Genomic DNA, 16,352 nt, shown 5'->3' with positions numbered 1-16,352 from the left:
TCTCTATTTATGTAACCGCCCAAGCAACATACCCCGATATGCTTTTGCGCTTTGCTTCAATGTACGTTTTTGACTCTTATAATCAACATAAACAATCCCAAAACGCTTTTTATATCCTTCAGCCCATTCAAAGTTGTCCATTAGGCTCCATGCAAAATAGCCGCTTACATCAACGCCTGCGCCTATCGCTTTCTCAATCGCGGCTAAGTGTGTTTGTAAGTAAGCAATTCTGTCCTGATCGTCAATAACCCCCGCCACTAATTCGTCTTTCATCGCCGCACCATTTTCAGTGATAATTACCTCAGGTAACTGATAGCGGCGATTTAAGTCAGTGAGTAGCTTGTATAAGCCCTCTGGGTAAATTTCCCACCCCATGTCTGTTAAACACATTGTCTCTGGTGCTTTAACCTTAAATCCGTCCTCGTCACAATGCTGATAAATGGCACGGCTGTAGTAATTAACGCCAATATAATCAATTGGCTGACAAATTACACTCATATCCCGTGACTCAATAATGGGTTTGTTGATATCGCTCATGTCATTAATCGCATCTGGGTAGCGACCTTCAAGCAACGGCCTGATATACCACTGGTTGAAGTGCTCGTCCGCTAAGCGCGCAGCCGCGACATCCTGCTCAGAGGAACTGGCCGCGTAACACGGGCTAAAGTTAAGCACGATACCATTTTTACTACTCGGGCTATTTTTTGCTAACACTTTCATAGCAAGGCCGTGAGCAAGTAGTAAATGGTGCGCGGCCTGCTTACCAAATTGCTTGCTCTTTAAACCTGGTGCATGAATGCCCGCTTCATAACCCAAATATGCACTACACCAAGGCTCATTGAGCGTTGCATATGAATATACTCTATTCCCAAATTCGCGGGACACCACATCCACATAGTTGGCAAATGCAAACGCTGTGTCTCTATTTAGCCAGCCACCAGTATCTTCAAGATACTGTGGTAAATCCCAGTGGTAGAGCGTTACATACGCCTTTATCCCTAATTCTTTTAGCTTATCTAGCAAAGACACATAAAATTTAAGTCCTCGCTCATTGATACTGCCATCTCGATTTAAGATACGCCCCCAAGCCACTGAGAATCTATACGCATCAACGCCAAGCCCCGCTATCATCTGAACATCTTGCTGCCAATGCTTGATATGTTCACAAGCTACATCTCCGTTTGAACCATCCGCTATATTACCCTTGCCTTCACAAAACTTATCCCAAATTGTTTCAAGCCTAGCGGCGCGGTCCCCTTCGATTTGATAAGAAGATGTTGCGACACCGAAGGTAAATTGTTCGTTATTTAACGGTGAATCGCTCTTAAGTCTCAGTGATGTCATTAGCTATGCTCTTTGCTTGTTATGGTTATGCCTGCGCTATTTGTCGTACCAACAACATGATAAAAAATACTTGCGTGTTGCTTTACGAGGTGATTATGCTATAAATGAAAGCGCTTACATTTTTAAATAAACGGTAATTGCAAACCTGCAATAGGTCAAGTTGTTTCACTATTTAATAATGTAACTTACTAAAATAAAAACATATTAATTTAACCGAGGTAATAACATGGCAGGTTCACCCACGGCATTGCCACCATCTGGTCAAGCCGAACACGCACCCAACACAAATCATATGTTTGCATTAAGTGCCCTTACAACATTGTTTTTTATGTGGGGTTTCATTACCTGCTTGAACGACATTTTGATCCCCTACCTAAAGGCGATGTTTTCACTCACCTACACACAAGCAATGCTTATCCAGTTCTGCTTTTTCGGTGCTTATTTTGTGGTCTCTCTTCCTGCGGGGAAACTAGTCGGTAAGCTTGGTTTTCAACGAGGAATTGTTTTTGGCTTAGTCATAGCCGCGCTCGGCTGTGCGTTGTTTTATCCCGCAGCGGCGCTTAGACAATACAGCCTATTTTTAGCAGCACTATTTGTGCTCGCCAGCGGCATCACCATACTACAGGTATCAGCCAACCCATTTGTGAGCATTCTTGGCGACGCCAAAACAGCATCATCACGCTTGACCATGACTCAGGCATTCAATTCTCTTGGAACAACCGTTGCGCCAGCATTTGGCAGCATGCTTATCTTATCCGCAGGCGTTGTGTCGCAAGGCAGTGAAACCGATGCCAGCGGCGTGCAGTTTTCTTACCTGCTACTTTGTGCAATGTTGCTGGTATTAGCGGTGCTATTCACGTTTTTAAAACTGCCTGCGATTGGTAACAAAAACCATGAACAAGGCGCCGATACCGTCACGCCAAATACCCTCCTGTCCGTTCTTCACCATAAGCACCTGACTTTAGGCGCCATTGGTTTATTTTTATATGTGGGCGGTGAAGTCGCCATCGGTAGCTTTTTGATTAATTACATAGGGCTTGAAAATATTGCCGGTCTTGAAGAGGCACATGCCGCTCACCTCATCACTTACTACTGGGGCGGCGCCATGGTCGGTCGCTTTATCGGTGCTGCTGTCATGCAAAAAGTCAACGCAGCCCATGTGCTGGTGTTTAATGCACTTGCAGGTACGCTACTTGTCAGTTTTGCGATTATCGGTAATGGTCAATTCGCAATGTGGTCACTGCTGCTGGTTGGCTTGTGTAACTCCATTATGTTTCCCACTATTTTTAGCTTGGCTATCCAATCACTAAAATCACAAACGGCCCAAGCGTCAGGCTTGCTATGCCTTGCTATCGTAGGTGGCGCTATTGTGCCATTACTGCAAGGGATGCTAGCTGATAGCATCGGGCTACAGATGTCATTTGTTTTACCAGCACTATGCTTCATTTACATCGCCTTTTACGGCATGTTTGGAACTACACCAAAGAAATTCAAACGATTTGAGAGTCAACCGGAAAAACTATGAAAAATACAGCTTCATTTATCACCTTAAGCATTGCATTGCTTGGTGTTGCAGGATGTTTACAAAACACCGATAACCAAGCAAATGCCAGCAACCAAATTTGGCCAAAACTTCCAAGCGTCGTGCCCAAAGATCCGGCCATAGAAGAAAAGGTAGCGGCGCTCGTAGGCTCGATGACGCTAGAACAAAAAGTCGCACAAATGATACAACCAGAGATCCGCGATGTCAGTGTAGAAGATATGCGACGCTATGGATTTGGCTCTTACCTAAATGGTGGTGGTGCATTTCCAAACAACGATAAACACGCAACCCCTGCCGATTGGATAACACTTGCCGAGCAAATGTATCAAGCATCTATGGATGACAGCTTAGATGGTATCAGCATTCCAACCATGTGGGGGACCGATGCGGTTCACGGCCACAACAATGTAATTGGCGCGACACTGTTTCCACACAACATCGGCCTTGGCGCTGCAAATAATCCAAAACTGATTGAGCAAATAGCTGCCATCACTGCCCGAGAAGTCATGGTAACGGGCATTGATTGGGTATTTGCACCAACCGTTGCTGTGGTGCGTGATGATCGCTGGGGCAGAAGCTATGAGGGTTATTCCGAAGACCCTGAAATTGTTGGCAAGTACGCTGCGGCTATCGTTTCTGGTCTACAAGGTCGCCCCGGCGATGAGTTTTTGGCTGACAACCGTGTGATCAGTACCGTTAAGCATTTTGTTGGTGACGGCGGCACGGTAGATGGCGATGACCAAGGTAACAATATCGATTCAGAACAAGACCTATTTAAGATTCACGCACAAGGCTATGTACAAGGGTTGGGCGCGGGTGCGCAATCCGTTATGGCTTCATTTAATAGTTGGCATGGTGAAAAAATTCATGGCAATAAGTATCTTCTTACTGATGTGTTAAAGCAACAAATGGGGTTTGACGGCTTTGTGGTTGGCGACTGGAATGGGCATGGTCAAGTTGCAGGGTGCTCAAACGAAAGTTGCAGCCAAAGTATTAACGCCGGCCTCGACATCTTTATGGTCCCAACTAAAGCTTGGAAGCCGTTACTAGAAAACACCATAGCACAAGTGAAAAGTGGAGAAATCAGCGAAGCGCGTATCAATGATGCTGTATCTCGTATCTTACGGGTCAAATTCCGCGCAGGGTTATTTAATAAACCAAGCCCCGCTAACCGTTCACTTTCAGGTAAAACTGAGCTGATTGGCCATCCTGAACATAGAGCGGTTGCTCGTCAAGCCGTTCGAGAGTCACTGGTGCTACTTAAAAACAATCGACAGCTGTTACCGTTATCACCCAACCTTAATGTACTGGTTGCAGGCGACGGCGCCGACAACATAGGCAAACAATCTGGCGGTTGGACCATTACTTGGCAAGGTACTGGCAATCAAAATGAGGATTTCCCTGGAGGTAGCTCCATTTATGACGGCATTAAGCAGGTGGTTTCACAAAATGGCGGGAACGTTCAGCTAAGCGTCGATGGCTCATACCAAGCGAAACCAGATGTCGCTATCGTTGTATTTGGCGAAGACCCTTACGCTGAAGGTAATGGCGATTTGGATAACTTAGATTACCAAAGAGGCGATGCCAAAGACCTTGCCCTACTACAAAAGTTACGCGCCCAAGGCATTTCCGTTGTATCAGTATTCATTACTGGACGCCCTCTTTGGGTTAACCCAGAACTGAACGCGTCCGATGCTTTTGTGGTTGCGTGGTTGTTGGGCTCTGAAGGTAACGGTGTTGCCGATGTGCTGTTTCGTAAAGCCAATGGAGATATCAATCATGACTTCAAAGGTAAGCTATCATTTTCTTGGCCCGCTTCACCCGATGATGCACAACTCAATGTCAATGATTCTGACTATGCCCCCCTATTTGCTTATGGTTACGGCCTGACTTATCAAGATGATGTACAACTGGACACGCTAAGTGAAAATGCTTCTTTACAATCTACAAAACAGCAGTCACTGGCTATTATGCATGGTAGTGTAAAAAGTCCATGGTCATTGAGCCTATATGTCGATGGTAAAACGCTTGCAATGGACAGCAATACCGCATCGCTCAATAGCCTGAATGTGCGTACAACTGACCGCTATATTCAAGAAGATTCTCGTGAAATCACTTTTAAAAATCGTAATGTTGCAAAGGTGCAAATCGGTCACGCATTTCCTAATGATATGCGTCAATATAGTGAGCTAGGTAGTACGCTTACTTTTGATATTAAGCTAAATAGTAAATTACAAGCGAGTACCAAAGTAGGTGTAAATTGCGATGCTTCCTGCTCACAAGGTATCGCGTTAACTAACCTGCTGAGCGAAGAGGATTTGGGAGTTTGGAAAACCGTCAGCATTGCCACCAACTGTTTTACACAAGACACAGATAATATGGCAAAAGTATACAGCCCATTTGCAATAGCAAGTCGAGGTCCGTTGAGTATTACACTTTCAAACATCCTATTTAATAACAATAGCGATGAAACCGAGCCTTATACTTGTGATAAATAATAGTCCATTTATTACCATCTCAAGGGCCTAACGGCCCTTTATCATATTAGCAATTTCATCCACCAACGTTATAGAATATCATAAAATATTCACTTAATATTTACCATGAAAATTACACGCTATTACATTCACACCACATACTGCAATGCCTCCTCTCGTCTACGCTAACAAAAAAGCGGCAACACCTTGATTTAAACTAAATATGTAAACAAATCAGGAAGTGTCAGATAACTCAGCGATAAATCCATCCCAAAATTCACAATAGTTAATTTCAAAATAAACATCCCGGTTATGTATAATCATTTTTATTTCAGTGCCTTATATGGGTTATTTTTCTGGTCGGACCTCCATTTTGGAAAACATTAGTTAATAATATGTTCCGAAATGTATATTTCATGTTTTAACAAAACTCTAACTAGGAAACCTTATGACTTATAATTTAAAAGGATGTGCATTAGCCTTAGGATTGGTATGTTCAGCAGTATTGCCACTTCAATCAAATGCCGCCTCAGTCCCACTGACCGCCAATGAACTTAACGAGTTTCGCAGTGACTTAAATGATTACTTTGAAGACTCAATTCGCGCTGTCGCTCAGCTTAATAACAGTCAACAAATTGTAAACCAGTTTGAGCAAGCCCAAAATATGGTCTCTAACATGTCTCAACAACAGCTGATAGAGACATATCAAGCTATGGAAGCAAACCCAAACTTCTGGGAGCTACCGGAGCATTTATACCAAGTAGCTAACTTTCAGAAGTCTGTTGGCGAATATAAGTCATCGCCAAAATTCCTGCAGTACAACATAATGACTTCTGACGTTTCTACTAGCCAAGAAAAAACATACGCTTCATATAATGAAGAGCAATGTGACTTCGTTGAAGATTTGTTGGAAGAGTTTCCATTTCAAGCTTTCCTATTACCAGACGAAGTGGCAATCGCTATATTGAGCATAGCCGCAGATGGTGTTGCTAATGCTCTAAGCCCTAGTGTTGTTACTGTAGCCGCGGGCAACGGTGGCGGCGTGCCAAACCCTCTTAAAATTGGTGCAGTAGCAGCTGCCCAAGTTCTAAAACTACACTGGCAATCAATTAAATGGTATCGCCAAGCCATTGCTGAGTGTAAGGGCAAAATCCACAGAGACTACTTATACGAAGTTGTGGGCTTGCAGCAGGCCGATTTTACCCCTAAAAAAGAAATTCAACTAAGTACAGACTTCGTTGATAGAAGATTAAGAGGACGTGTACATGATTACTACTTCATGCTACATGCGAAACTAGATGGCGAGCCTGTAGATGTTGAATTTGTATCAGCAAAAGTTACAGATGAATCTCTACCAATTGAGTTTAAAGAACTCGCTGAAAAGCGCACTGTTTCTATGCGTAAATTAGGCCCTGGTATGTATGAACTTAAATTAACTTATGATAACCCTGGTTTCTTCCACCCACGGAAAATGCAACTTGTGGTTAAGCACTCTCGCCCATCAGCCAAAGCTGACGAGACAGTGACACATAAAGGTGTATCTTTCACTAACGTGATGAACTAATCGGGCTGTATCCGTCTTCAGTAGTGGTATTGGCATGCGCTAATATCACTGCTACTGTACAAAAACTTCGTTATTTCCGCTGTTTTATATATGGTTTAGTTTAGGACGAATTCTAAACACCTTCTTTCTTTATTGCTCTATGAAATTTTTAATACCAAGATAATAAAAACTTAAAAAATAAGGCCTCAATAAAAAGAAGCCTTAATAATAAAATACTAGTATCTTTTTATTACAATAATTATAACCTTACCACTTATACAACCTACATTTTTGCTTGGTTTTTAATGCATAGCTAGAAACAGTATATGCGCCTACATTATTTTCTCGTACAGGGTCAAAAGTAAAACTCTCCATTGAAACATCCATAGTGCCATTTGAGTCCAGCGTATAGGTAGTTTGAATTTTTGTGCTGCCAACTTCAAATAGGCTCATAAACTCATTACCAATCAGATATTGATCAATCACGATGCCGTTGTTCTCATCAACCGCGTAATGGCCAAGGTCGCTATCAACCTCAAGTAAAGTATAGTTTCTGATTTGCTGCGTCTGGCCTTCCCCATAGGTGATAATCCAGTCCGCTTTCTTCTTGGTTACATCATCAATTTCAAGTGACATGGGGAAGGTGTAAAACACCCCTCTTTTAGGTGAGCTCAGTTCACATTGACCTTTAAAATAGCCATTCCAGTCTTGTGAAGCTCCTGCGGATGTTCCAGCCAATGCATTTACACTCGTTAACATGATGGGCGCAACAATTAATAGCGACAACTTATTTTTCATCTCTTAATCCTTCTTATAATTATTAAAAAATATCTAATACACAACCAAATACAGTTGATACATATAATAAATACATAATTATTACCCAATTTGCAAACATTAAAATCACACATTATTATATCGCCCACTCAAAATGAGCGTTTACTCAATAACAGTTATTTTCATGCTGATTTTTAATGACACTATTAGGAAATCCGACTTGCGCAAATCTAACCCAATTAGTCAGTCTCTAAAATTACGTTGCTTGGACGCTGTATTGACACATCTGACCTATATTTCGGTGATTTATACGCTCATCAGGTGAAAACTATGACAATATTGACGATCCATGTCGCGTCAAATATCTCAATGAGAACACAATAACGTGAAGAATAAACGTACCACTAATTGATCAGTTATAGGGGCATATGCAGGGCTTTGAAACCGCATAGGATGAACCTTGTAGAACAGTATGCAGGGGCTGGTACAGAGCTGGTTTGCCAAGGTAGGCTTGATGTAAACTTCAGCTTGGAAAGTTACTTCGCTTCATAGACATGTCGCTACCATGAAGAACAAACAACAAAAGAGTTGGTGAATACCCCCTATCCCATCTAGTTTCTGGGCATACTCAATATGTATAGGCACTATCGGGACAAGTGAAGGCGCTAGGAGTATGCCCTGACTTCATACCCATTCTAAGCTGGTTACAAAATCAGAGCTGGTCGTGAATTACGAGCCTGTGTTAATCAAGCTGAATTTATAACTCCTAGGTTGTTGGCCTATCATGCAATGTGTACTTTAGATACTTACCAAATACTACCAATGGTATTAACGTCAGCAAAGTACTGATGCTCCACATTCCAAAAGACGCTGAGCTTATTATTAAGGCGATGATCAAGGTGCCAGCCGAGGAGCCTTTTAAAACTCGCTCTATCGTTTTTATGATATCTTTATTTTCAGATTCTATTTCAGTTATGTAATCAGCAACGGTAAAGCTAATACGCCATATAGCAACACAAAGTGCAAATATAAGCCATACTGTTTGGGATGCTTTTATCATACTTATAAATGACCATGATCTGGCTTTTTCTACAGCTTGATTATATGCATCTAACACAGGTAACACGGTAGTATGAAAATTAGTTCTATCCTTTGCATAATTTAATACCTGGCTCAGTGCATCACCTTTTGAGATTGCATCGTTATTTAGACTCTCAGAGATAGCTTTCGATGGTTTATAAGTGAGCTCTATAGGCTCTTGCGCACTCACTTTTATCTTTGCATCTATTACAAATTTGTTGGTAAAATCCAGCAATATGGATGCGCAGTAAGGATCGCTGTTAAAGTCTTTACAGCTACTCGCTTTTGGGTACATGTATTTTAACAAAGTCTCTGGGCTTGCGAGCAGGCTATGAACCTCAAATTTTTTCACTTGTAGATCAAACTTTTCATCGTCCCCCAGCAAAGACAAAACCGCAAGTGCAGTTGATAAGCCGCCGATAAAATACCAATTAAAATCCACTCTAAGTTTAATTCGGCTTTTACTTTTTGCATTTGGCGCTCGTATTGTTTGCAAGTGGTTTTTCAAACAGAAAAGCCCCAACAGCAAACCTGAGCCAATTATCAAAAAGAACGACCAAAAAGCGCTATAAGTTGCATTGTCACTTTCAACAAAGTCCAAGTAGATTTGAATCCCCATAATTGAAGAGCCTAAAATAATCAGCAATACGGCTTTGATAAAAAGCTTGGCCAGTTTGTACATAATACAAATCCTTTTTACACGTTACTTTTTATAACTTGGTGTTGGGATAATGAGTCTTTTTACTTATGAGCGTTCATGGTCGTTCACAACACATAATTAGGTTAAGTCAAACTACAATCCCCCTAAACTTCCAAGCATATTTGCAATTTCGAATAAAACAGGCAGTACCGACAAGACCAACAACAATGCCATTGTATAGTTAAACCACTGGCGGTAACTGCGTTTAGCTAGATACTTTTTCAATACAGTGCCAAACACCAACCAAGTACCAACACATGGAAATGATACAAGTAAAAAGACAACTGATATTTGCATATTCTGTTCTAAGTCCGCCGTTCCGACCGTTGTGAATGCGGCGATAGCGCCGGATGCTACCATCCAAGCTTTTGCATTAACCCACTGATATAAAGCACCATTTAAAAAGGTCAATGGAGAGCCTTGCTGTTCAGTATTATAAGATGTGGCTGATTTGGCTATTAGCACGGCCAAATATAGCAAATAGGCTACGCCAACTATCTTGATCCCTAGGTTAAGTTGAGGGTATAACGCAAACACTTGCATAAAACCAACACCAACTAAAAACAGCATAATTGTGAATCCAATACATATGCCAAATAGCAAAGGGATACTTTTTCTAAGCCCAAAGTTTACACCTGATGTCATTACCAAAACATTGTTTGGGCCAGGCGTTATTGAAGAAGATATTGCAAATAGCATCACTGCGAACAAATATTCCATGTAATTGAATCTCCGTAAAACTGATTTATTGACTCACTGACCCGCTATTGATTGGTAGTTGCTGAGCCTTTTGATGCAGGTTAATTCAATCACACGAGGCAGGTGAATCACTAAGCTTTGTGAGCTGATATAAAGCACCCAGTTTAGCTCTCTGGCCAATGGATAAAACCCTTGGCCATCATTGCCAAATATCCACATTGTACCTATAACACAATCAGCCACTGTAGCCAAAACTAACCCAATCGAACAGAGCCATATGCCTAATGGCGCAGATATTCCATACATATACCACAGTAATATACCGCTGGCGCCAATGAGTGTTATCAGTAAGCTGTAAAAATATGTTACTACAATTATGTACAGCTCAGCTTCTACATTAACCATATTAACGTAGCTTAAGGTCGCCACAGCAAACGATAATAACGTTACCTTCGCTAAGTATTGTGCACTGTAGTAGTGCTTAAAAATGTAGCCCATTACGAGCAATAACATCATATAACCTGGTGCAAAAAATATTACCGAGTCAATCAAATAATCATGTTTAACAACATCGCTACTGTCAAAAAAACGATTGCTCAAATTAAAGTTAACAACATCGCCACAGATACATAATATCAATGATGCTAAACACCCCTGTGCCAACACGTTGCGCCAAGGTACACCTTCAACAGAAGCCTTAATCAACAGGCTATTTAGCAACATCAGGCCAAGCGTGGCAAATTCAAACGCTAGGATATAGTAGCGCGTATCGCTTCTAGTAATTGACCAAAATCCAAGCATAGCGCCAACAGAATCGAATAAGGCCAACAACACAGCCAGTGAAGAAAGCATTACGTACTTGTCTAATTTCAAAATGATCCTTTTAAGCCCTGTGCGCTATCGATAGCGATTTCTAATTTGGCTTAATTGCTGAGTACTTAGCGCATGTAATTGTTTTTCCAGTAACAGCGCCTTATCAGCACTATGTTGTGCATTATAACCTATGTATTGAGGCTCAATGTGAAGCGGTTCGTCAAATACATATACCGGAAGTTTAAACCTACTGACAATCTGTTTTGCCCAATACCTATCGACCAACAACGCCTCAACATGTGACGTTTTCAAAATGCTGAACAAAGCCTTTGCATCTTCGTCCGACGCCTCGTAATAAGAGCGTCTAACAATATCTGCATTGAGCTGTGTTAGTTTCTCATAAACGTCATTGGGGTAGTCATACTCCTGCGCCAATATAACTCTAAATTCCTGCAAGTTTTGCGTGTCTTTAATAGATTTTAATTGCTGATTTTGGGCGACAGCAAACGCCAACTGCCATGAAGAGATCGAATAATTAATCATGTTTAAGTTGTCAGACTCATCTATGTCTAAGACAAAATCATACTTACCTAATTTTACGTAGTCTTTGCAGCGTTTAAAGGGTAATTCCGTGAAGGTTAAAGCTACATCTGTGTTTTTGAACGCGCTCTTCAGAATATCGACCTGCATTCCTTTGACTTCACCTGCTTCGGTGAAATTATAGGGCCACCATCTTGAAAAACATATGCGCAACTGTGTGATTTCGCTTTGTGCTGCAAATGCCGCTTGCGTAATAGATAAGACGATGAGCACGATGAGGATTTTCATAATATGGGTTTTGCTGAAAATAAATTATATGCTTACCTCTTAGCGTAACCCAAAGTGGACGTAGCGCAACTCTAACCAACATTATAAATAGCTAAGAGCACTACAAATGATCACCAGTAGAGTCGAAATCCCCCACAACTTAACATAACGCGATTTCTCAAATGTATTGTCTAAACATTGTGACGGATTCTCAGGATCGATAAAAATATAGGTGGCCTTGTTAGCACAAAACGAGTCATAAAGTGACTGTTTAAACGCTGTCTGACAACTATATTTTTTGTTATCAAAGGTAAACTCTACTAACAGGCTTGAAGCGCTAAGCATCTCTATTGGCCCTGCTGTGTGTTGCTTCACTTTGGTCAGTCTCTCAACCTGCACTTGGCGCCATAGCCTTTTCTTTTTACTTTGAGCAAGCGCCGTAAATATAACAACGATGCTCAAAGCCACTAATATCAATAACACCACCATTAGCTGTTTAGCCTGTATACCAAAGATGCTGTTATTAAGTCACTCAAGGCCATGCCCACAGATTTAAATACCGTGATTTCTTCATTTTGACGCTGCCACGTCATATCATGCATCTCGCTAAGCTGTGCTATCACGTCACTTTTTGTGAATAACCCTTCTTCCATGGGAATAATCAGTTCACCGGCTTCTTTGAGTACATTCACTTTACTGTCAACAAACACAGATCCGCGCGTTATCGTGGTGATATCGCATTCAGAGCAATCAGCATGATGGTTGCCAATTAGATCCACATGCGCCCCTTCTTTTAGCCAACTACCTTCAAACAATGGCGTGTGAGAACCTGTTGCACAACTGACGATATCCGCATCGGCAATGGTACTTTGATTTGACGTACCAATCGCAAACTTAACATTAGGGTACAGCGGGCGAAGTTCATCTATAAGCTGTGCCGCTTTATTTGTATTTCTTGCGATAACAGTCACCTGATTTAGATCTCTTACAGCAAGGTGCGCCTTGATCATATACGGCGCTAAATTGCCGGTGCCAAAAAATACTAGGTGCTTGGCGTTTGTTCGTGACAGGTACTTGCTTGCTAGAGCCGAAACCGACGCCGTGCGCCAAAGCGTAACACTGGTACCATCAACTAACGCAAGCGGTACTCCATGGGCGCGTTCAAACAGTATTATCTTTGAATATAAACTCTCATATCCATTGCTAGCGTTGTTAGGAAAGTATGTAAATGCCTTAACCCCGATATATTCGTCATTCCACGCAGGTAAAACCGCAAAGGCATCAGCTGATGACTCGGTTAGTGAATATACGTTACGTGGGGGCGTACCTGCTGGTTTTGCAAAACCTTTTTGTAGTTCATCGATCACACTTTCAAAGCTAAGCGTTTGATGTACTTGTTCTGGTGAAATAACTAGCATATTAGACTTCCTTATTAACTAGGTAAAACAAATGATTTCGGTGCATGAGTGAGATACTCAAAGCCTGATTCGGTTACAAGAATATCGTCTTCAATACGCACGCCACCAAGATCTGGTAAATACACGCCGGGTTCAATGGTAATGATGTTCCCAGCACGCAATGTATAGTCAGTTTTGCTGTTAATAAACGGTACTTCGTGAAGAAATAGACCTAGACCATGACCCAAGCCCTTACCTGCATAATCTTGATAGCCTTCAGCAAACAATACTTCTTCTGAGCAGTGATTTAAGTGGTGGCAGCTAACCCCTTGTTTCACATTTGCAAGCGCAGCCTGCTGAGCACATAAGACGGTATCGTACATATGTTGTTGCTGCTTAGTTGGCTCGCCAAACACAAAGGTTCTTGTCATATCACTGCGGTAGCCATTTACTACCGCGCCAAAGTCTATCAACACTAAATCTTGATGATTGAGCTTGGTATCTCCTGGTTTACCATGTGGTAAAGCACTGCGCTTTGCGAACAACAATATTGTGTCGAAGCTGACTCCGTCTGAGCCGAGCTTTTTCATTTTATAATCAAGCTCAGTTGCCAGTTCCTTTTCAGTCACGCCCAGAGATACCAGTTTTAGCATATCCGCTAATGCGATATCCGCTATTGCCGCTGCTTTTTTGATACTGTTTATTTCCCATTCGTCTTTAATTGCGCGCTGCGCTTCTATAAGCCCTTGAATAGGAGTTATTTGCACATGTTGTAACTGAGAGTGGATTTCCTGCCAAACGGGCACAGTTATATAGGCTGCATCAAACCCTGTTAAACCCGAAGGCAATAGCCCTTTGATACACTCACCAAGCGTTTGTGTGTCTCTATCTCGACAAATCACTTCACAGTGGTGCGCCTCACTTTTAGCGCGTTCATAGTATCGATAATCCGTGATCAGGTAATTACTCGTCGAGGTGATTAATAGGTACGCGGCATTGCCACTGAAGCCGCTGAGGTAGCGAATATTCTCAAAGCCGAAAACCAAAAGATTATCAATCTGTTGTAATTTAAGCTGTTGCTTGATTTGATGTTGTCGGTGAAGGTAGATAGCGTTCATAGCATTAATTGTTATTGCTCTAATAATTGAGCAATAACATAACGTAAAACAAAATTGCATACAATATTAAATATTCACATTTAGGTGCTATTTGTGGTTCTGTTCCATTTTTATTAATAGCTGTTTGATGTCGTCTTTGGCACCCGTGATGTGCTTTTTCAAAAATCCACACGCTTGTTCTACGTCTTTATTTTTACAAAGCTCTAGCAATGTTCGGTGCTCTTCTGGTGCGGTATTTATGCCACCAGCTAACAAAATATGCATACGTACATAGCGCTCGGAGTTTTTACTGTATACATCAACTAGCTCAGCAGTTTGCGGGCGCTGCGCTTTGCTGTAGAGCTTAGAGTGAAACTGTGCGTTGAGCTTACCGGTCGCAGATTCGGTATCACCAGCGGCTGTGGCCTCTTCGAGATCAAACAGTATCGCCTCGGCCTCGAGCAAATCTCTTGGTGTTAGGTTTGCTATTGAGTGGCTCAGTAGCTCAGCTTCTAATAACGCACGAAGGTCGAATATTTCATCGATTTGCTCCGCACTTAATTGCGTTGCTGTAGCACCTTTATGCGCTTCGAAGTTTACCAGCCCTTCTGATTCTAATTGCAAAAGCGCTTCTCGTACCGGAATACGGCTAACATTGAGTTCATCGGCTAGTGCGGCTTGACGCAACGGTTCACCCGCTTTGATTTCGCCAGATAAAATCTTTTCTCTAATTGCTTCAGCAACCAATTGCGTACGTGTTTTATGCTCGATGCCCATAACATTCTCTCAAATTGCATTTAGCATACATTATACATACATTATTGATTATCGCCATATTTACAACGACACCTTCGCTACCACCTTACCTAAGTTCTCATTTTTGTGCAAAATTGCATGTGCCAATTCAATTTCGCTCAATGCAACCGTTTTATAGATCGGAATGGCCATATTTTTTGAAAAGATGCTGCTAGCGAATTGTTTTTTAAACGCATTCACAAGTTCCCGCTTATACTCTTGGTTTCTGTTACGCAGCGTAGAGCCATGCAAATTAAAGCGCTTCGCTAGAATTTGCGCCATATCAAGCTCTACGTGACGTCCACCTAGCATCGCCAAATTAATACAATGGCAATCCATAGCCGCCACTTTTACATTCTTACTTGTATAGTCTCCTGCAACAGGATCAATGATCACATTGGCCGTTAACCCTTGCGCTTTCATCACCTGTACAAAGTCATCCTGAGTGTAGTTGATTGCCAAATCAGCCCCTAACTGGCGGGCGTACTGACATTTTTGCTCAGTGCTTTGCGTCGTCACAACTTTTGCCCCCACGGCCTTAGCTATTCTGATAGCGGCGCTGCCAACGCCCGATGCACCACCGTGGATAAGCAGCGTCTGCGCTTTTTGTAAGCCGCCTAATCTAATCGCTGCGTCAAATGCCGTTAAATAGACCTCAGCAAGGCTGGCAGCAGTCTCAAAACTAACTTCATCTGGTATTTCAAACAACTGCAGTGCATCAATACACACATATTCCGCGTATGCACCACCGGCTGTAAGCGCAAACACCCGTTTGTTAAGCACCCCTTGAAATTGAGGGTCTCCACAGCCCACAACAGTGCCCGCCGCTTCCAACCCCAAAATAGCGCTATCTCCATCCGGCGCTGGATATTTACCTTGCTTTTGCAGTAAATCGGCACGGTTGATGCCAAAAGCAGCGACTTTAATTAACACCTCATGTTTTTGAGGTGTCGGAATGTCCGTTTGCGCAATGCTCAACTGTCCAGATTTATCGTAAGTGATGTAGTTCATTGTTGCTTGATGTTGCTGATTTACCATTTATCCTGTTCCTAAGGTTACAGATGTAATGCATTTATGATGCTACAACATACCTAGAGCCTAGCGCTAGGTATGTTGTTTGTCTTGATGTTTTATCTTTGTTGAGCAATAGAGGCTTTCCACTTCGGTTATTATCGTGAGCTAGAGGCCCCACTATGCTCAAAATCTATCAAACTTATGAACAAAACTAGATCTGCTTAATGTCGCTTTTATGTAATGGTTTTTTATTTTAACGGTCTACT

General features: G+C 42.0%; 14 protein-coding genes. 3 read left to right on the top strand and 11 right to left on the bottom strand.

What is annotated here, in order from left to right; translation table 11 throughout:
• Positions 1–3: 3 nt before the first annotated feature.
• Positions 4–1,344, bottom strand: coding sequence for a GH1 family beta-glucosidase (locus BET10_RS10170; protein ID WP_070985434.1), 1,341 nt, complete (start codon positions 1,342–1,344; stop codon positions 4–6).
• A 226-nt stretch (positions 1,345–1,570) separates the two neighbouring features.
• On the opposite strand from BET10_RS10170, the gene BET10_RS10165 reads away from it, so the two are divergent.
• From BET10_RS10165 to BET10_RS10155, 3 genes are all read left to right on the top strand, one after another.
• Positions 1,571–2,869 carry a sugar MFS transporter gene (locus BET10_RS10165; protein WP_070985433.1) on the top strand — a complete coding sequence of 433 codons (1,299 nt, stop codon included), beginning with the start codon at positions 1,571–1,573 and terminating at the stop codon, positions 2,867–2,869.
• Entirely contained in the window at positions 2,866–5,385 is a 2,520-nt protein-coding gene (locus tag BET10_RS10160; RefSeq protein ID WP_070985432.1) for a glycoside hydrolase family 3 protein, read from the top strand. Before BET10_RS10165 ends, BET10_RS10160 begins: the two co-directional genes overlap by 4 nt.
• 427 nt (positions 5,386–5,812) lie before the next feature.
• Positions 5,813–6,928: a hypothetical protein gene (locus BET10_RS10155; protein WP_070985431.1), complete on the top strand. Its 1,116-nt coding sequence runs from the start codon at positions 5,813–5,815 to the stop codon at positions 6,926–6,928.
• A gap of 246 nt (positions 6,929–7,174) precedes the next feature.
• Here the strand turns inward: BET10_RS10155 and BET10_RS10150 are convergent, their stop codons facing one another.
• The 10 genes from BET10_RS10150 to BET10_RS10105 all read right to left on the bottom strand — a co-directional run bounded on the left by BET10_RS10150 (position 7,175) and on the right by BET10_RS10105 (position 16,083).
• Positions 7,175–7,705 carry a hypothetical protein gene (locus tag BET10_RS10150; RefSeq protein ID WP_237124068.1) on the bottom strand — a complete coding sequence of 177 codons (531 nt, stop codon included), beginning with the start codon at positions 7,703–7,705 and terminating at the stop codon, positions 7,175–7,177.
• Positions 7,706–8,450: 745 nt separating this feature from the next.
• Positions 8,451–9,446 (bottom strand): hypothetical protein, encoded by a 996-nt coding sequence (locus BET10_RS10145; protein ID WP_070985430.1) that lies wholly within the window; start codon positions 9,444–9,446, stop codon positions 8,451–8,453.
• Positions 9,447–9,557: 111 nt separating this feature from the next.
• Positions 9,558–10,184 carry a LysE family translocator gene (locus BET10_RS10140; protein WP_070985429.1) on the bottom strand — a complete coding sequence of 209 codons (627 nt, stop codon included), beginning with the start codon at positions 10,182–10,184 and terminating at the stop codon, positions 9,558–9,560.
• A 33-nt stretch (positions 10,185–10,217) separates the two neighbouring features.
• Positions 10,218–11,036, bottom strand: a complete 819-nt coding sequence (locus BET10_RS10135) for a hypothetical protein (RefSeq protein ID WP_139158554.1) — start codon at positions 11,034–11,036, stop codon at positions 10,218–10,220.
• A 24-nt stretch (positions 11,037–11,060) separates the two neighbouring features.
• On the bottom strand, positions 11,061–11,804 hold the full coding sequence (locus BET10_RS10130; protein ID WP_070985428.1) for a transporter substrate-binding domain-containing protein: 744 nt from the start codon (positions 11,802–11,804) through the stop codon (positions 11,061–11,063).
• 81 nt (positions 11,805–11,885) lie between these two features.
• Positions 11,886–12,272 (bottom strand): hypothetical protein, encoded by a 387-nt coding sequence (locus tag BET10_RS10125; protein WP_070985427.1) that lies wholly within the window; start codon positions 12,270–12,272, stop codon positions 11,886–11,888.
• Positions 12,272–13,201 (bottom strand): bifunctional Delta(1)-pyrroline-2-carboxylate/Delta(1)-piperideine-2-carboxylate reductase, encoded by a 930-nt coding sequence (gene lhpI / locus BET10_RS10120; RefSeq protein WP_070985426.1) that lies wholly within the window; start codon positions 13,199–13,201, stop codon positions 12,272–12,274. The genes BET10_RS10125 and lhpI overlap by 1 nt, the downstream gene beginning before the upstream one ends.
• A 14-nt stretch (positions 13,202–13,215) precedes the next feature.
• On the bottom strand, positions 13,216–14,298 hold the full coding sequence (locus BET10_RS10115; protein ID WP_070985425.1) for a M24 family metallopeptidase: 1,083 nt from the start codon (positions 14,296–14,298) through the stop codon (positions 13,216–13,218).
• An 87-nt stretch (positions 14,299–14,385) separates the two neighbouring features.
• Complete coding sequence (locus BET10_RS10110) at positions 14,386–15,054, bottom strand: GntR family transcriptional regulator (protein ID WP_070985424.1); 669 nt, start codon at positions 15,052–15,054, stop codon at positions 14,386–14,388.
• A 60-nt stretch (positions 15,055–15,114) separates the two neighbouring features.
• Positions 15,115–16,083: an NAD(P)H-quinone oxidoreductase gene (locus tag BET10_RS10105; protein WP_070985609.1), complete on the bottom strand. Its 969-nt coding sequence runs from the start codon at positions 16,081–16,083 to the stop codon at positions 15,115–15,117.
• Positions 16,084–16,352: the final 269 nt, after the last annotated feature.

The organism is Pseudoalteromonas amylolytica, from assembly GCF_001854605.1.
Taxonomy (GTDB): domain Bacteria; phylum Pseudomonadota; class Gammaproteobacteria; order Enterobacterales; family Alteromonadaceae; genus Pseudoalteromonas; species Pseudoalteromonas amylolytica.
This window is presented reverse-complemented; position numbering and strand designations above follow the sequence as displayed.